The organism is Methylocystis sp. JAN1 (assembly GCF_052186135.1).
Lineage (GTDB): Bacteria > Pseudomonadota > Alphaproteobacteria > Rhizobiales > Beijerinckiaceae > Methylocystis.
The window spans coordinates 2,401,804-2,418,855 of the sequence record NZ_CP181499.1; the positions used below are offsets into that span (position 1 = coordinate 2,401,804).

The 17,052-nt window shown below is 67.5% G+C and carries 15 protein-coding genes; 10 read left to right on the plus strand and 5 right to left on the minus strand.

Going from position 1 to position 17,052, the window contains the following annotated elements; translation table 11 throughout:
- Positions 1 to 71 precede the first annotated feature (71 nt).
- Positions 72 to 410 carry an SH3 domain-containing protein gene (locus tag ACNHKD_RS11445; protein WP_442753614.1) on the plus strand — a complete coding sequence of 113 codons (339 nt, stop codon included), beginning with the start codon at positions 72 to 74 and terminating at the stop codon, positions 408 to 410.
- Between the two features lie 14 nt (positions 411 to 424).
- Here ACNHKD_RS11445 and ACNHKD_RS11450 read toward each other — a convergent pair whose 3' ends face one another.
- From ACNHKD_RS11450 to ACNHKD_RS11460, 3 genes are read right to left on the minus strand one after another with little or no spacing between them, the layout of a single operon-like run.
- A complete protein-coding gene (locus ACNHKD_RS11450; RefSeq protein ID WP_442753615.1) occupies positions 425 to 571 on the minus strand; it encodes a hypothetical protein in 147 nt (48 codons plus the stop codon).
- Positions 568 to 1,803 carry a CCA tRNA nucleotidyltransferase gene (locus ACNHKD_RS11455; protein ID WP_442753616.1) on the minus strand — a complete coding sequence of 412 codons (1,236 nt, stop codon included), beginning with the start codon at positions 1,801 to 1,803 and terminating at the stop codon, positions 568 to 570. The genes ACNHKD_RS11450 and ACNHKD_RS11455 overlap by 4 nt, the downstream gene beginning before the upstream one ends.
- Positions 1,800 to 2,057, minus strand: coding sequence for a DUF6111 family protein (locus ACNHKD_RS11460; protein ID WP_442753617.1), 258 nt, complete (start codon positions 2,055 to 2,057; stop codon positions 1,800 to 1,802). The genes ACNHKD_RS11455 and ACNHKD_RS11460 overlap by 4 nt, the downstream gene beginning before the upstream one ends.
- Before the next feature lie 211 nt (positions 2,058 to 2,268).
- Between ACNHKD_RS11460 and ACNHKD_RS11465 the strand changes: the two genes are divergently transcribed.
- The 5 genes from ACNHKD_RS11465 to ACNHKD_RS11485 all read left to right on the plus strand — a co-directional run bounded on the left by ACNHKD_RS11465 (position 2,269) and on the right by ACNHKD_RS11485 (position 10,620).
- Positions 2,269 to 3,216 carry an outer membrane protein gene (locus tag ACNHKD_RS11465; RefSeq protein ID WP_442753618.1) on the plus strand — a complete coding sequence of 316 codons (948 nt, stop codon included), beginning with the start codon at positions 2,269 to 2,271 and terminating at the stop codon, positions 3,214 to 3,216.
- Between the two features lie 229 nt (positions 3,217 to 3,445).
- Entirely contained in the window at positions 3,446 to 4,444 is a 999-nt protein-coding gene (locus ACNHKD_RS11470) for an AAA family ATPase (RefSeq protein ID WP_442753619.1), read from the plus strand.
- A 169-nt stretch (positions 4,445 to 4,613) separates the two neighbouring features.
- Positions 4,614 to 5,534 carry a DUF58 domain-containing protein gene (locus tag ACNHKD_RS11475; RefSeq protein WP_442753620.1) on the plus strand — a complete coding sequence of 307 codons (921 nt, stop codon included), beginning with the start codon at positions 4,614 to 4,616 and terminating at the stop codon, positions 5,532 to 5,534.
- The gene (locus tag ACNHKD_RS11480; RefSeq protein ID WP_442753621.1) at positions 5,535 to 8,324 is read left to right on the plus strand and encodes a DUF4159 domain-containing protein; all 2,790 of its coding nucleotides are present in this window, start codon (positions 5,535 to 5,537) and stop codon (positions 8,322 to 8,324) included.
- Between the two features lie 217 nt (positions 8,325 to 8,541).
- Positions 8,542 to 10,620 (plus strand): hypothetical protein, encoded by a 2,079-nt coding sequence (locus ACNHKD_RS11485; RefSeq protein WP_442753622.1) that lies wholly within the window; start codon positions 8,542 to 8,544, stop codon positions 10,618 to 10,620.
- Between the two features lie 142 nt (positions 10,621 to 10,762).
- Here ACNHKD_RS11485 and ACNHKD_RS11490 read toward each other — a convergent pair whose 3' ends face one another.
- Positions 10,763 to 11,704, minus strand: coding sequence for an IS110 family transposase (locus ACNHKD_RS11490; RefSeq protein WP_442753623.1), 942 nt, complete (start codon positions 11,702 to 11,704; stop codon positions 10,763 to 10,765).
- Positions 11,705 to 12,321: 617 nt separating this feature from the next.
- Between ACNHKD_RS11490 and ACNHKD_RS11495 the strand changes: the two genes are divergently transcribed.
- Entirely contained in the window at positions 12,322 to 13,434 is a 1,113-nt protein-coding gene (locus ACNHKD_RS11495; RefSeq protein WP_442753624.1) for an anhydro-N-acetylmuramic acid kinase, read from the plus strand.
- Between the two features lie 380 nt (positions 13,435 to 13,814).
- The gene (locus tag ACNHKD_RS11500; protein ID WP_442753625.1) at positions 13,815 to 14,414 is read left to right on the plus strand and encodes a redoxin family protein; all 600 of its coding nucleotides are present in this window, start codon (positions 13,815 to 13,817) and stop codon (positions 14,412 to 14,414) included.
- 47 nt (positions 14,415 to 14,461) lie between these two features.
- On the opposite strand, the gene ACNHKD_RS11505 is transcribed toward ACNHKD_RS11500, so the two are convergent.
- Positions 14,462 to 15,136, minus strand: coding sequence for an alpha/beta hydrolase (locus tag ACNHKD_RS11505; protein ID WP_442753626.1), 675 nt, complete (start codon positions 15,134 to 15,136; stop codon positions 14,462 to 14,464).
- Between the two features lie 73 nt (positions 15,137 to 15,209).
- On the opposite strand from ACNHKD_RS11505, the gene ACNHKD_RS11510 reads away from it, so the two are divergent.
- Together ACNHKD_RS11510 and ACNHKD_RS11515 are read left to right on the plus strand one after the other, a co-directional pair.
- Complete coding sequence (locus ACNHKD_RS11510; RefSeq protein ID WP_442753627.1) at positions 15,210 to 16,361, plus strand: hypothetical protein; 1,152 nt, start codon at positions 15,210 to 15,212, stop codon at positions 16,359 to 16,361.
- Between the two features lie 86 nt (positions 16,362 to 16,447).
- Complete coding sequence (locus tag ACNHKD_RS11515) at positions 16,448 to 16,993, plus strand: RNA polymerase sigma factor (protein ID WP_442753628.1); 546 nt, start codon at positions 16,448 to 16,450, stop codon at positions 16,991 to 16,993.
- The last annotated feature ends 59 nt before the right edge of the window (positions 16,994 to 17,052 follow it).

Sequence of the window (17,052 nt, forward strand, 5' to 3'; positions counted from 1 at the left end):
CGCGCGCGCGCCGCCGCACAGTTCTCCGACAGGCCGCAATCTATAGCATGGCCTGAATAGGAGGCGGTTCGATGTCATTTGGCTGCGCCAAAACGCGTCTCATGCAGGGCGCGATTTTCATGGGGTTCATCGTCGCGGCGCACGCCGCTGCGGCGACGGAATTCTGCAACGTCAAGCGCACGCCGGACGGCTTCGTCGCGCTCCGGGAGGCGCCCGATCCGAGGGCCAGGCTGGTCGGGCGCATGACTCATGGCGACGAGGTGCTCGGCGATCCCACGATCGAGAGCCGCTGCGGCTGGATGTTCGTGACGTGGTGGAAGGGCGGGCGGTTCCGCTCGGGCTACGAATTTGAAAAGCCAACGGGAAAGGGCTGGGTGAACAGCCGGCTCATCGAGGAGGAATGCGGCTGAAACCCATAGCCGTGTTATTCGCGCTGGATGCGGCGTACGATCGGTTTGAGGCTTCTGGCGAGACGATCGGCGTCGTAGACGCGAACATGGCAGTCGTCTTCTTTCGCCGTCGCGGGAGCCGACAATGCGACGGTGAAGGCGAGCGCCGCCCATTTTCTCATTCATTCCCCCTGATCGCGTCTTCCACCAATTGCTGAACCACCGCCGGATCGCGAGGAAACCCCGCCCTTATCCACTTCGCCTGCAGGGACTTCAATGCCGCGCCTAGCGCCCGGCCGGGCGCGACGCCGAGGGCGACGAGGTCCGCGCCCTTGATCGGAAAGGCGGGAGCTGGGGTCTCTTCGAGATATGCGGCCGCCTCCCGCCATCGCTGATCATCCGGCGCGGCGCGGCTCTCGGCGAAAGCGAGGGCGAGGGCGTCACAGGCGGCGCGCGAGCCGCAGAGGAACAGCATCTCGCGCAGATGCGAAACCGGCGGGGGGCGCTCGATCCCATGCAATGCGGCAAGGGTTTTCGCCGCCGCGACGAGGCGGGCGTGTTCGTCGTTCGACAGGCGCAGGCGCAGGCGCAGGCGGTCCGCGTCTTCCATCGTCAAGGCGGAGAAGGCGGCGAGCCGCAGCGCCGCGTCGCCCTGCCTGCCGCGCGCGGCCTCGAAAGCCGCAAGCCGCTCCAGCCGCGCGGGATAGCCCATGCCCAGCAGCACTTCGATGATCCCGGCGTGCGACATGGCCCGCATGATCTCGGGCGCCCGCCGCGCCGGCAGCAGCTTGATGATCTCCGCGCGGATGCGCTCGCGTGAGAGCCGCGAGAGATTCTCCCTCGCCATGATGGACTCGTGCAGTCCCTCGCGGTCGAAATCGCCTTCGCCATGCGAGGCGTTGAAGCGGAAGAAGCGCAGCACGCGCAGATAGTCCTCACGGATGCGCGTCGCCGCGTCGCCGATGAAGCGGATGCGTTTCGCGGCGATGTCCTTCAGCCCGCCCGTATAGTCGTGGAGCTTGCCGTCAGGCGTGAGCGAGAGGGCGTTGACCGTGAAGTCGCGGCGTTTGGCGTCCTGCTCGAAATCGCCGCCGAAGCGGACCACGGCGTAGCGGCCGTCGGTCTCGACGTCCTCGCGCAGCGTCGTCACCTCGAAAGGCGCGCCGGCGACGACAATCGTCACCGTGCCGTGCTCGATGCCTGTGGGGACGCCCTTGAGCCCGGCCTCGCGCGCCGCGGCCAGCACGGCCTCGGGCAGAGCGGTGGTGGCGAGGTCGATCTCATGCGGCGGCAGGCCGAAAAGCGCGTCGCGAACCGCGCCGCCCACGATGCGCGTCTCGGCGCCGGTCCTGGCGAGCGCGGCGAGAAGCGTCGCGAGACGCGGGTCGTCTAGGAGTTGCTGGGCGGCGTTCATTCGAAATAGCCGGGCACGAGCTTGCCGTTCTCCACGTGCGCGGGAACATAGGCCCCTTGCTCCCGCATGGTGAAGGAGAGCGCCACCATCCCGGCGATCGCCGTGACAAGGCCCGCGATCGTCAGCGCGACGACGATGCGCTTGTGCCAAAGGTCCGCAACAAAGGGCCAGCGCTTCTGTGCGGCGTGGAACAATGTATAGGCCAGGAAAGGGGTCAGGAAGAGAAGGGCGGTTTCAACAATTGCGCGCCACATTGGCGGAAGGCCTTTCAGGCGGGTCGATCGGCGACCTTCTTATACATGCTTTTGGGCCCGCCCGCCTGCACCCGGCCAGCGCGAGCGCGGGTTTCTTAATAATTGATTCACAACAGCTCGGCGCGATACGGCGCATTTGACTCAAATTAACGCCTTGGTGATTGGGCGGCGCGATGATCGGCCGGTGAAAGCGGAACTCTGTGAGCGCGTTATGAAGAAGTATCTGCTTGGCGCCGTGTCATCGCTGGCGCTGACCGGCGCTCCGGCGTTCGCGGCCGATATGCCTTACTACAGCGCCCCGCCCGTGCGTTACGCGCCGCCGCCGATCTACACCTGGACGGGCTTTTACGTCGGCGTGAATGTCGGCGGCACATGGAGCATTTCGCCCTTTGTCAAGCCGTCCCAAAGCGTCGGGATGCTGCCGGCGTCCATTCCGCTCGACTACAACATCGCCGCAGTCGCCGCCACGACCGCCGCCATGCAGCTCAAGGCCAACGATAGCGGCTTCATCGGCGGCGCGCAGGTCGGCTATGACTGGCAGGCCGGAAATGGCGGCGTCGTCGGCGTCGAGGCGGACGCCGCGGGCTTCAGCACGATCCGATCGCGCGGCAATTCGGCGCTGATCATGGACGTTCCGGGCGGCGGCGGCTTTCAGATCGGCGCCTTCACGACCGGTTCGCGCTCGCTCAATTTCCTGGGGACCCTCCGTCTTCGCGCGGGCTGGCTCGCTTTGCCGACCCTGCTGGTCTATGCGACCGGCGGCTTCGCCTATGGGCAGGTCAGTGGCGATTACGGCGTCACCCAGGCCTATTTCCCGCCGCCGCTGTCGCCTTACATGGTTGCGGCCTGGACGGGGCAGGGCGCCTATTCCAAGATTGCGACCGGCTGGACGCTTGGTTTCGGCACGGAGTGGATGATTTATCCCGGCGTCAGCATCAAGGGCGAGTATCTCTATTATTCGCTTGGCTCGATCCAGACTCCCGCCACGATCCAGCGGGACCCCACCTCTCTGCCCGTGTTTGGACCCGCCTGGCAGAACGTCACGCGATCCTATGCAAGCTATAACGGCCATATCTTCCGCGTCGGGCTGAACATCCGCTTCAGCGACTACGGCCCGCTCGCCGCTCCGGTGAAGGGTCCGATCTACGCGCGCTACTGACCGGGACGAATGCGCCCGCCAGCGCTCCGGGCGCCGACGGCGAGGCTTGCGACGGCGTTCTCATCGCGCCCGTCTTGAGAATCGCTCCATCATGCTGGCGCGCCTTAATTCGCGCGCGTTTGACGCAACAGTATCGAATGTCCGAAAATCTACCCGGACGGCGCGCCCGGACCGATGCAATATCGGGCGGCGCTTCCTATCTCCTTCGCGAACCGTGACAGAAGGGCCCATGACCTCTAGCAATCTCGCGCCGCTCGAAACCGCCGTCGCCGAATCCGCCGAGCGCGCTCTGGATCATATCGGCCGCGCCCGCGCCGCCATCGGCGCCGTCATATTCGGGCAGGACGAGGTGGTCGAGCAGGCGCTCGTCACCATTCTGGCGGGCGGCCATGGCCTGCTCGTCGGCGTTCCGGGCCTTGCAAAGACGAAACTCGTCGAGACGCTCGGCAAGGTGCTCGGCCTCGCCGAGCAGCGCGTGCAGTTCACGCCGGACCTTTTGCCCGCCGACATCATCGGCTCGGAAGTGCTGGAGGAGGGCGTCGACCGGTCGCGCTCCTTCCGCTTCATCAAGGGGCCGATCTTCGCGCAGCTCCTAATGGCGGACGAGATCAACCGCGCCTCGCCGCGCACACAGTCGGCGTTGTTGCAGGCGATGCAGGAGCATCATGTCAGCGTCGCCGGCAAGCGCTATGATCTGCCGCGCCCCTTCCATGTGCTCGCGACCCAGAACCCGCTGGAGCAGGAGGGCACCTATCCGCTGCCCGAGGCGCAGCTCGACCGCTTTCTGCTGCAGATCGACGTGCATTATCCCGACCGCGCGAGCGAGCGCCGCGTGCTGCTCGATACGACGGGCGAGAAATCCGCCGAGACCGTCCAGGCGCTCGACGCCGAGGAGCTGATGGCGACCCAGCGCCTCGTCCGCCGCCTGCCGGTTGGCGACAGGGTGGTGGACGCGATCCTCGATCTCGTGCGCGCCGCGCGCCCGGGGGAGGGCGATCCCGAAATCGCGAGGCACGTCGCCTGGGGGCCGGGACCGCGCGCGGCGCAGGCGCTGATGCTTGCGACCCGCGCCCGCGCTCTGGCGACCGGTCGCCTCGCGCCGTCGCTCGACGACGTCGCCGCGCTCGCCGCGCCGGTGCTGCGCCACCGCATGGCGCTCAATTTCGCCGCCCGCCGCGAGACGACGATCGCGGAACTCGTCGACAAGCTGGTGTCGCGGATCAGGTGATGGGCTTTCAGTCAAACGCTGCGCTTCCTACCCGCCGCCGCTTCGCGGCGCCACCCTCCCCGCAAGGGGGAGGGATGGAGCGGCGCCGTTCAAGCAAGCGGGACAAACGCTACAGGACGACGGGGTGTGTAGCGCCCAAATCCCTCCCCCTTGCGGGGAGGGTGGCCCAATGATCCGCCCCGTCGAAACCCGCGCATACGACCCCGCGACCCGCGTCCATGTGGACGGCGCCGCGGCGGCGGATCTCGCGGCGAGCCTGCCGCGCCTCGTCAATCGCGCCCATGAGATCGCCGCGAGCGTCGCTTATGGCGTCCATGGCCGCAAGCGCGCGGGGCAGGGCGAGACCTTCTGGCAATACCGGCCCTTCGTCAATGGCGAGGCCGCGCATCGCATCGACTGGCGGCGCTCGGCGCGCAGCGACCAGCTCTATGTGCGCGAGCGGGAGTGGGAGGCCGCGCACGACTATTTTCTCTGGATGGACTGCTCGCCCTCCATGGCTTTCGTCTCCTCCCTCGCGCAGGACGACAAGCTGTCGCGGGGCGTGACGCTCGGACTTGCGCTCGCGGACGTTCTCGTGCGCGGCGGCGAGCGCGTGGCGGCGTTGGGCCTGACGGCGCCGATTTCCGCGCGAGACGTCATCGATCGTCTGGCGCGCGCGCTTTACGAGCGCGCTTCGGATATGGCCTGCGACGAACTCCCCCCCGATGCGCCGCTGCGTCCCCGCGCGCGCGTCGTGCTGATTTCCGACTTCCTTTGCGACGTCGACGCGCTCGCCGCGCGGTTGCGGGGCTTCGCCGACTCCGGCGCTTCCGGCGCGCTGCTGACGGTCATCGACCCGAGCGAGGAAAGCTTTCCCTTCACGGGCGAGACGATGTTTCTCGACACGGATGGCGGTCCCGCCTTTCACGCAGGCGACGCGCGCAGCCTGCGCGGCGCCTACGCCAGGCGTTTCGACGCGCATCGCGAGGCGGTGCGGGAGGCGGCCCGCGCTTCGGGTTTCCTCTTCCTGCAGCATCACACGGATCGACCCGCGGCCGAGGCGGCGCTGTCGCTGGCCATGGGCCTGCATGGCATAGAGGAGGAGCTATAGATGGGCGGCTTCTCCTTCGCCGCGCCGCTGGCGCTTGCCGGCCTCGCGACTTTGCCGCTCATCTACTGGCTTCTGCGCGTGACGCCGCCGCGTCCGCGCCAGATCGTCTTCCCCCCGACGAAGATTCTGCGCGAGTTGCGGCGCGACGAGGAGACGCCTTCCAAGACGCCCTGGTGGTTGCTCGCCATGCGCCTCGCGCTGGCGGCGGCGTTGATCCTCGCCATGGCCGGGCCCGTGTGGAGCCCGGCGGGGACCGCGACCGCCTCCTCGGCGCCGGCGCTCGTCGTGCTGGACGATAGCTGGGCGGCGGCGCCGAGTTGGGAAAAGCGCATCGCCGCGGGCGCCGCGATCATCGAGAGCGCGGCGCGGGGCGGAGCGCCCGTCGCCTTCATGACCGTTTCCGAGACGGCTTCCCCGACGCTCTCCGACGCCGGCCGCGCTCTGGAGAAGTTGCGCTCGGCGCGGCCGAAGCCCTTCATTCCCGGTAGAAGCGCGACGGCCGATCCGCTCGCCGCCTTCACGAAAGAGCATCCCAAGTCGCGCATCGTCTGGATCAGCGACGGCCTTGCGCAGGGCGAGGCCAATGTTTTCGCCAGGTCGCTGAAGGCGGCCGCGGAGCAAGGCGCGCGCGTCGAGGTTCTGCTCGACGCCCACGCGCCGACGGCTCTCGCCGCGCCCGCCAACGATTCCGCGACTCTCGCAGTGGACGTTTTGCGCGCGAGCCTTTCCGATCCTGCCGCGGCCACGGTCGCCGCCTACGACTCCAAGGGCCAGGTCATCGGCAAGGCGAGCGTCGTTTTCGGCGCTGCGCTGCGCGCCAAGGCGAAACTCGAACTGCCCGTCGAACTCCGAAACGACGTGGCCCTCATGCGCATCGAGGGCGAGAATTCCGCCGGCGCCGTCGCGCTGCTCGACGCGCGCTCCAAGGTGCGCCGCGTCGCGCTCATCGGCGGCGCGGGTCTCGACGAGGCGCAACCATTGCTCTCGCCGGTCTATTATCTCGACAAGGCGCTCGCGCCTTTTGCGCAGGTCCGGCAGGCGCGGCCGGGGGCCGTCGATCCGATCCAGACGCTCCTCGCCGAGCGTCCCAATGTCGTGGCGCTCGCCGATGTGGGCCTCGCGCCGGGCGAAACTTATGACGCGCTTGCGAAATTCGTCGAGGAGGGCGGCACGCTCGTCCGCTTCGCGGGTCCGCGCCTCGCCAACGCCGCCGACGATCTCCTGCCGGTGCGCCTGCGCCGCAATGGCCGCGTGCTCGGCGGCGCCATGTCGTGGGAGACGCCCAAGGCGCTTGCGGAATTCGAGGCGGCGAGCCCCTTCTTCGGTCTGCCGGCCTCCAAGGATGTGAGCATCCAGCGTCAGGTGCTGGCCGAGCCGGATCCGGGTCTCGCGCAGAAAAGCTGGGCGCGGCTTTCCGACGGCACGCCGCTCGTCACCGCCGAGAAGCGCGGCAAGGGGCTCATCGTGCTCTTCCACGTCAACGCCGATACGAGCTGGTCGAATCTGCCGATCTCCGGCCTCTTCGTCGACATGCTGAAACGCATCTGCGCCATGTCCGGCGAGTCGGCGCCCGTGCCGGGCGACGACGAGGCGGCCACGGCTTCGGATCAGCGCGTTCTGGCGCCGATGAAGGCGCTTGACGGCTTTGGCGCTCTCGCCGCTCCGGGGCCGAGCGCCCAGGCGATCCCGGCGCATTTCGAAGGACCCGCGAGCGCTGAGCATCCGCCGGGGCTTTACGGAGCCGGCGACGCCTTCGTGGCGTTGCAGACTTTGTGGGCGGGCGACGAGATCAGCCGTTTCGACTTCGCGGGCGCGGGGCTCACGGTCTCCGAGCTGGAGGCCGGCGCGCCGGTCGACTTCCGCGGCCCGCTGCTCGGCGCCGCGCTCGTCGCTTTCATAATCGACGCCGTCGCGGTGCTGGTCCTGTCCGGGAAACTGCGCGTGCGGCCGCTCGGGGCGATCGCGAGCGCCCTTCTGATCCTTTCCGCGCCTTTTCATCCCTGCGACGCAAGAGCGGAAACCGACCCGAAGCCCGTCATGACGCAGCGCGACAGGGAGGCGGCGCTGACCACGCGGCTCGCTTATGTCGTTTCGGGCGATCCCAAGGTCGACGAGGTTTCCAATCTGGGACTCGAGGCGCTGTCCAGGGCGCTCTCCCTGCGCACCTCTTTCTCGCCGGGAGATCCTGTGGGCGTCGATCCGGCCAGGGACGAACTCGCTTTCTATCCCATGCTCTATTGGCCGATCGTCGCTTCCGCGCCGCAACCTTCCGCCAAGACGGCCGCCAGGGTCGCCGCCTATATGAAGCAGGGCGGCACCATCGTCTTCGATACGCGCGACGCGCTGAACCAGCGCCCCGGCGACGGGCCGACGCCGGAAACGCGATGGCTGCGCGAGCTGACCAAGGGCCTCGACATTCCCGAGCTCGAAGTCGTCCCACGCGACCATGTGATCACCAAGACTTTCTATCTGCTCGACAACTTCGTCGGCCGCTATGCGACAGGCGAGACCTGGGTCGAGGCCCTGCCGCCCGAGCCCAAGGAAGAGTCCGCGCGACCCGTGCGCGCGACCGACAGCGTCTCGGCGATCGTCATTACTTCGAACGACCTCGCCAGCGCCTGGGCGCAGGACAGGCGCGGCCAGCCGCTCTTTCCGCTGACGCCCGGCGGCGCGCGGCAGCGCGAGCTGGCTTTGCGCGGGGGAGTCAATCTGGTGATGTACACGCTGACGGGGAACTACAAATCCGACCAGGTGCATGTGCGCGATCTGCTGGAGAGGTTGGGACAGTGAGGCGCGTCTCAACCTGCATCGAGCGCGTTCGGCGACGAGCCCGGGCGCCATACTTCCCCCTCGCGGGGAGGTCGCTCGCCGAAGGCGAGCGGGTGGGGGGGCTTACTGATGGTTGGCGCTGCGGCGGACCCCACCCGGTTCGCTGCGCGAACCACCCTCCCCGTAAAGGGGAGGGATGGGCGGCCCGCAGGGCGAGGATCGACGGCGGAGGCGCCGCGTGACCGACCTCAACCTCACTTTCGCGCCCCTTCTCCCCTGGCCGATCCTCGCCGCGCTCGCCATCGCCGGCGCCGTCGCGCTCATCCTTGGCGCCGCCGCAGGCCAGCGGGGGATGGCGCTGCGCGCTCTGGCGCTCGCACTCGTGCTCGCGGCGTTGACCGACCCTTCGCTCGTCACCGAGAAACGCGATCCGCAAAAGACGGTCGTCGCCGTCGTTATCGACAAGAGCGAGAGCCAGAATTTCGGCGCGCGCACGGCGCAGGCGGAGGAAGCGCGCAAGGCGCTCGACGCCGCGCTGGCCAAATTCGGGGATGTCGAGACCCGCTATGTCGCGGTGACGAACGACGCAAGCGGCAATGACGGCACCAAGCTCTTCGGCGCCCTTGAGCAAGCCTTGAAGGACGTGCCGCCGGAGCGCGTCGGCGGCGTTCTCCTCCTTACGGACGGCGTCGTTCACGACATTCCGGCGAAAGCCGAGGCGCTCGGTTTCCGCGCGCCGGTCCATGCGCTGATTACCGGCAAGGAGGGCGAGCGCGACCGGCGCATCGAACTCGTCGAGGCGCCGCGCTTCGGCATTGTCGGCAAGGAGCAGACGATCCGCGCCCGCGTGGTGGATACGGGCGGCGACGGCGCCCGCGCGCCGATCGCCGTGCGCCGCGACGGCGAGCCATTGCCGACCTACAGTCCCGTGCCGGGCGACATCGTGAACATCCCGGTGAAGATCACGCATGGCGGCGCGAATATTGTCGAGCTGGAGGTCCCGCCCGCGCCCGGCGAACTGACGCTCGTCGACAACAAGGCCGTCATTTCCATCGAAGGCGTGCGCGATCGGCTGAAAGTCCTGCTCGTCTCCGGCGAGCCGCATCCGGGCGAGCGAAGCTGGCGCAACCTGCTGCGCGCAGACGCCAATGTGGAGCTGGTGCATTTCACGATCCTGCGCCCGCCGGAAAAGCTCGACGTCACGCCCGCGAGCGAACTTTCGCTGATCGCCTTCCCGACGGCCGATCTCTTCGGGCGCAAGATCAACGAGTTCGACCTCATCATCTTCGACCGCTATTCGAACCAGACGCTGCTGCCGTCGCAATATTTTCTCAACATCGAGCGCTACGTGGAAAATGGCGGGGCCTTTCTCGCGGCCGTGGGTCCGGATTACGCGACGCTGCGGGGACTCTATTATTCGCCGCTCGAAAACATTCTGCCGGCGCGGCCCGACGGCTCGCTGTTCGAGCAGCCGTTCAAGGCCCGCATCAGCAAGGACGGCGAGAAACATCCGGTGACGCGCGGTCTGCCGGGCGCGAAAAGCGATCCGCCGCAATGGGGCGAATGGTTCCGGCAGGTCGACGCCGACGTCCTCAAGGGCAACTCCATTCTCTCCGGCGCCAGGGACAAGCCGCTGCTCGTGCTGTCGCATGAGGGCAAGGGCCGCGTCGCTTTGCTGCTGACGGACCAGATCTGGCTCTGGGCGCGGGGCTTCGACGGCGGCGGCCCGAACGCCGACCTCACGCGGCGCCTCGCCCATTGGCTGATGAAGGAGCCGGACCTCGAAGAGGAGGCGCTGCGCGCCGAGGCGCGCGGGCGCGAGGTGACGATCGAGCGGCAGACCCTGAAGGACGAGACCGCGCCGGTGACGGCGACCTCTCCCTCCGGCGCGCATCAGGAGATCGCCCTGAAGAACAGCGAGCCGGGCCTGTGGCGCGCGCGCTTCGACGCGACGGAAATGGGCCTGTGGCGTTTCGAAAGCGATGGCCTGACTGCGCTCGTCAATGTCGGCCCGGCGAACCCGCGCGAATTCCGCGAGGTGGCCTCCACGACCGAGAAGCTCGCGCCGCTCGCCGAAGCGACGGGCGGCACGGTGCGCCGACTGAGCAAGAACAGCGACGCGGTGACCATGCCGCGCGTGGTGGAGATGCGCGACGCAAGCCGATATGGCGGGGCCGACTGGATCGGCGTCCGGCAGACCGGGGCGTCGACGCTGGTGGGCGTGGATGTCGCGCCGCTGGGGTTGGGATTATGGGCGATGATCGCGCTGCTCAGCGTGGTTGTGGCGGCTTGGGCGTGGGAGGGGAGGCGGAGTTGAAGATCGGCGTGCTCCCGAATTGAAGGCGATAGGAAACATGTTAAGTAAAATTCAGTGACATCTTGGACGACCCCAAGGAACGCGCGCGAACGCTGGGCATGAGCCAATCCCTCCCCTTTACGGGGAGCGACTATCTGGTCTGTCAAGGATGGACTGGAGGGAAAGCGTCCCTGGCTTCTCTTGCTCTTGCGTTGAGGATGACGAGAAGTTTTCGGGCGAGGGCGATTCGGGCGACCATTTTGGGTTTTCCCTTCTGGATGAGGGCGTTGTGGAAAGCCTTGAGCTTCTCGTCGAAGCGCATTGCGATGCCGGCGACGAGGAAGAGGATGGAGCGAACGCGGGCGCGTCCGCCGCGGATGTGGCGATTGCCCCTGCGGGCGCCGCTGTCGTTGGCGATGGGGGCGAGGCCGGCGAGCTTGACGATCGCCTTGTTGGAATAGACGCCGATCTCCGGGAGCTCGGCGAGGAGGCGGGCGACAGTGCGGTCGGCGACGCCCTTGACGCTGCGCAGGGCGGCGTCGAGGCGCGCCCAGAGCGGATCCTTTTCGATTTCGGCGGCGATCTCCTTCTCGAAGCGGCGGGCCTCCGCATCGAGGAAGGCGATGACGGCCTCGATGCTGCCGCGCGCGAGAGCGTCGCTTGTCGTATGGCGGCGCTGCTTTTGCGTGACGAGGTCGGCGACGATCTGCGAGAGACGCGTGGTCAGCGCCTCGAGACGCTGCTGGGCGTCGCTGGGCGGCTTTGTCTCGACGATGTTGAGGGCGCGGGCGGCGCCGGCGATGAGGCGGGCGTCGATCGCGTCGGTCTTCTCCAGCGCGCCGGCCGCCTTGGCGAAGTCGCGAACCTGGCGGGGATTGACGCGCGCGCAAGGTAGGCCGCTTTTCCAGAGCAGGAGAAAGGCGAGCTTTTCGAGGCCGCCGGTGGCCTCCATGGCGACGAGCGCGACGCCGTGCTCTCGGCAGAAGCCGGCGAGCGCGTCGACGCCCTCGGCGGTGTTGTCGAAGGCGGCGGCGACGTTGGGCCCAGCGACGAAGACGTCGAGGCGCGCCTTGGAAACGTCAACTCCACAAATGATCTTTGCCACGGTAACCTGCCTTGTGCGTGCGATTGCAAATCAAGCGACTGTTCGGTCGTGCGCAGCTGCGGCGACGATCCCAGGCTCCCCGACGGTTGTAGCCAAAGGGTGGGCGGGCGACATCGCCGCGCGTCGGGAGGGATGGCCATCCCTCCCGACGCAGGTCGCTTGAATCTCACAAATCCGTTGATAGGCAGATACAAGGGTGGCCCTGCGAAGCAGGGTCGGGTGGGGCAAATCTCCATCGATGTGATGTGGCGCGAACCCCACCCGGCGGTCTTCGACCGCCGACCTCCCCGTAAAGGGGAGGTATCGGGCGGCTAATGTCCGAGATGGTTGTTTACCCGATCGCCCTGTCGCTAAAGACGAATTCGACTGGGTGCAAGGCAGCCTCTATGTCAGTAAAAACGAGGCGAAGTTATTTTCAGCGCTCATGGATTTGCGAAGCTTGCCGTGGTTTCCGCGTTCGGTCCGGGATATTCGCGCCTTCCGCGTCGAGCAGTGGTCCGACTTTACGCAATTGGTAAAGGCTGGCTCGAATTGACCGCGCGCGGCTGAAGCGAAACGCAAATTTTTTTGGCCGACTTCCTGCTAGTCTCCCGCTGTTTCATTTGGGAGATTCGCCCTTGCCCACCTACCGCGCCATTGGCCTCATGTCCGGCACGTCCATGGACGGCGTCGACGTTGCGTTGATCGAGACGGATGGCGATGCGGCCGTCGCCTTCGGGCCGACCGGCCACTATCCCTATAACGACGCCGACCGCGCGCTGCTGCGCAATGCGCTCGCCGAGGCGGCGACGATGGAGGATCGCGACGCGCGGCCGGGCGTGCTCGCTTTCGCCGAGCGCATGGTGACCGACCGGCACGCCGAGGCGGTCGAGACCTTCCTGCGCGACAACGCAATCGACGCGGGCGCGATCAATGTCGTCGGCTTCCATGGCCAGACCGTGCTGCATCGGCCGAAACAAAAGCTGACGATCCAGATCGGCGACGGGGAGGGGCTCGCGAACCGCCTCGGCGTCGACGTCGCCTACGACTTCCGCGCCGCCGACATTGCGGCGGGCGGGGAGGGCGCGCCGATCGTTCCGGTGTTTCATCGCGCGCTGGTCGTGGCGGGCGGCATGAAGGGCGAGGTGGCGCTGCTCAATATTGGCGGCGTGGCGAATGTCACCTATGTCGCGGACGGCGAGCAGCCCATCGCCTGCGACACCGGCCCCGGCAACGCGCTCATCGACGATCTCATGCTCCAGCGCACCGGCGCGCCGATCGACCGGCATGGCCATATGGCCGCGCGCGGGCGCGTCAACGAGGCGGCGCTGCTGCGCATGCTCGCGCATCCTTTCTTCGATCAGCCGCCGCCAAAGTCGCTCGACCGCAACGCCTTCGCGCTCGACCCCATCGCCAAGCTTTCGACCGAGGACGCCGCCGCGACGCTCACCGCCTTCACCGCGGCCTCGGTGCTGCGGCTTTTTCCGCATCTCCCCAACCAGCCGCAATTGCTCATCGTCTGCGGCGGCGGCGCGCGCAACCCGATCCTCGTGCGCGAACTGGTGATGCGGCTGCCTTGCAAGGTCACGACGGCGGACGCCGTCGGCTGGTCGGCGGATTCGATGGAGGCGCAGGCTTTCGCCTATCTCGCCGCGCGCGTGCTGGAAGGGCTGCCGCTCACCTTCCCCACGACGACCGGCGCGCCGGAGCCGTTGCCGGGCGGGAGGCTGGCGAGAGCGGCCTCCGTCTGAACCTAAATTCGCGGCCGAACCTCGGAAACGACCTCGTTCGAGATCGCGAGGAGCGAGGGCCTTGGGTCATGCTCTCTGATTCAGAAGCCTCTTGCAGCGCCGGCATGCAATCCTCATCCTGAAAAGCGCCCGAAAGGCGCGTCTCGAAGGACGACGCCGGTCGAAGGCGCAAGCGTTTGCATCCTGCTTTGCGGCGACGGCGGCTGCTACACTGGCTGACGCACATGGAAGTTGAAACGCGCGTCGGCGAGCTTAATGCGGGGATCAAGGCAAAACACATCGAGCGGCGGCGAGAACATTGTCTCGACGCGAATGACGATTCGTTCACCAGTTTCAAAGTAAGTGTCTTGCGTCGCCTTCGCGCACATGGGGATGAGCCGATGAGCATGAATTCCAAGGCGTCGGGCGAAAAGGCCGGATGGTTCGCCACGCGGCGCAGCCTCCTTCTGGGCGCGATCGGGGCGGCCGGATTGGGGGCGGGCGCCGCTGTGGTCGAGCATGTCTGGAAAAAGAAGGACATGGCCGCGCGGCTCTTCAACCCGTTTTCGATCGGGAACTTCGATTTGCCGCCCGTGCCGGGGCTACTGAACGCGAAGGGCGAACCCACGCCGGGCTTCTCCAGCGCGGATCTCGCGGACAAGCGCTCTCTTCTCGTCGTCTGGGCCTCGTGGTGCCCGACCTGCCGCGAGGAGCACAAGCACATCGTCGCGCTCGCCAAGCGCAATCTTGCGCCGATCTACGGGGCGGACGTGAAGGACCCGCCCGCGAAAGCCAATTTCTTCCTCGCCAGGCGCGGCAACCCCTTCGTCGCCGTCGGCATGGACGAGAACGCCTATCTCCAGCGCGCGCTTGGCGCCAAGGGCGTGCCGGCGACTTTCGTCGTCGGGCCAGGCCCCGTCGTCGAATGGTCGACTTATGAAGGGCTGGACGAAGAGGTGATCGAGAAGGAAATCGCGCCGCGATTGGCGGCGAAGGTGTAATTGCGGGCTCCTCTCCCCGTTCGCGGGGTTCGCGGGGAGAGGGATGTTCAGTCTCCTCGCGCCGGGATCTGGATGCGCGGCGGATTGCCGAGGCGCTTGTCGAGATAGGCGTCGACATGCGCGATCAGCGGCTCGACCTTGTTCTCGAAGAAGTGGTTCGCGCCCTCGACCACGGCGTGCTCGATGACGATGCCCTTTTGCGTCTTCAGCTTCTCGATCAGGCCCGTGACCTCCTTCAGCGGCGCCACGCGGTCCTGGTCGCCATGAATGAAGAGACCGGAGGACGGGCAAGGGGCGAGGAACGAGAAGTCGAAGCGGTTGGCCGGCGGCGCCACCGAGACGAAGCCCTCTATCTCGGGCCGGCGCATCAGAAGCTGCATGCCGATCCAGGAGCCGAACGAGACGCCTGCGATCCAGCAGGCGCGCGCCTCGGGGTTAACCGCCTGCGCCCAGTCGAGCGCGGCCGCAGCGTCGGACAGTTCGCCGGAGCCGTGGTCGAAGGAGCCCTGCGAGCGTCCCACGCCGCGGAAATTGAATCGCAGCACGGAAAAGCCGCGCTCGGCGAAAGCGTAATAGAGGTGATAGACGATCTGATTGTTCATCGTCCCGCCGAATTGCGGATGCGGATGCAGGATGATGGCGATCGGCGCGCCGCGCGTGGCGGACTGATGGAACCGGCCTTCGAGCCTGCCGGCCGGGCCGGTGAAGATGACTTCGGGCATAGGATTTCCCTGTGGAAACGGGGGAGAGCGCCTTCTACCACGCTTGACCGAGTGAAATGCAAGGGAATTCGGCATGGCGCGGCCGGGCCTGTTTGAGAGGCGCCTCCCGCTTCAGGCCGGCCACGCCTACATCATGCGCATGTCTGTCAATCGCGCCGCCCGCGCATCGCTCACTCTTGTTCTCGTGGCGCTCCTCCTCTGGCTCGCCGCCAGGAGCTTCGCCCCCGCTCTCGACAGCTTGCGTCTCGCCGCAGCGCGAAGCGATCCTGTCGCGCTCGCCGACGCCCGGCTCGATCAGACGCTCACGCCAGCGCGTTTCTCGCAAGAGCTCGATGCGGCGCTTGCGGCGAGGGACGAAGACCTCGCCAGGAGCTTCGTCGAACTCGGCCGCCCCCGCGGGCTTGCGCCCACTCCCGACCAGGAGACGCGGCTCGCGGCGCTTCACGCCCTGGCGGAGGAGAAGGCGGTCGAGGACTTTACGGAAGGTTTTCTCCATGGCGTCCGCGACAACGGCGCGGGCTTCGCCGGGGCGCTTGCCGGCGATCTCACGGGCTATGGCGATCTGCGCGATCTCTGGAACGAGGGCGAGAAGGCGAGGCGCGGGGAGGAGCCTGACCAGCTTGTCGTCGGACTCGCGGCGGCGGGGCTGGCCCTTTCCGCCGTCACATGGTCGAGCGTCGGGGCGATGCTTCCCGCCCGCTCGGGGCTGACCGTCGTCAAGAGCGCGCGAAAAGCGGGGCGCCTCTCTCGCCCGCTCGCCAAGGCGCTCGGCGCATCCGCCGCTGCGGCGGCGGATCGCGAGGCGCTGACGGCGGGCCTTTCCGCCGCCGCGAAGCTTGATGTCGCCGCCGCCAGCGCAGCAGCCGCCAAGCTCGTGCGGCCCGGCGCGCTCGCGACTTTCCGCGCCCTCGGCGAGGACGCCGCGACCCTCTATCGCCGCGCCGGCGCGCTCGGGACGCGGGACGCCCTGGCGATCGCGGAGGATGGCGCGGAACTGCGCAAAGCGGCGCGGCTCGCCTCGGCGAGAGGGAGCGCGACGCGGGCGATTTTGGCGACGCTCGGACGCGGGGCGTTGGTTTTTGGCGGGCTGGTTGCGGCGGCGGTTGAGGCGGTGTTTGCATTCGTCAGCGCGCTGCTGGGCCTTGCGATGGTCGCGCAGCGGCTTGGAGTTTGGCTGGGACGGCGCCGCTTTTTCCTCTTCCCGCATGCGGGGAGAGGGGGGTGACGCGCCCTAAAAAAATCCGTCGCGGCCCCAAGAAAATTCCAACCCCGCCGTCTAACCTGCCAAGGGCATGAATATACGGGGGCGGCTTGGCGAGCCAGGACACCGATTGCGACAGCGGGTTGGCGCGGCGCGCGGCGACGGGGGACCGCGCGGCTTTCGCGGCGTTGGCCGAACGCCATTACGACCGCGTGCATGCGCTCGCCTGGCGCTGGTCGGGCGCGCGCGTCGAGGCCGAGGACATCGCGCAGGAAACCATGGTGAAAATGGCTGGCGCGATCACGAATTTCCGGGGCGAGTCCGCCTTCGCCACCTGGCTCTTCCGCATCGCCTATACGACCGCGGTCGATCATATTCGCGCACGAAGCAAGGTGGTCGCCTTCTCGCCCGAGCAGATGGCGGAGTTGGGCGACGGCGCCGATTGCGAGACCCCGGAAGACGCCACGATGAACAACCAACTTTGGCGCGCCGTGCGCGGCCTCCCCGAACAGCAGCGTGACGCTGTGCTTCTGGTCTATGGCGAGGATCTCTCGCATGGCGAGGCGGCGGCGCTGATGGGTTGTTCGGAAAAAACCGTGTCCTGGCATCTGCACGAAGCCCGCAAGCGGCTGAAGATTTCGCTGGAGGCGGTGTGATGGAGAACGCTATCGACCGACGCGCGCTTAATGCCTCCCGCTTGAGGGGGGAGGTCGGC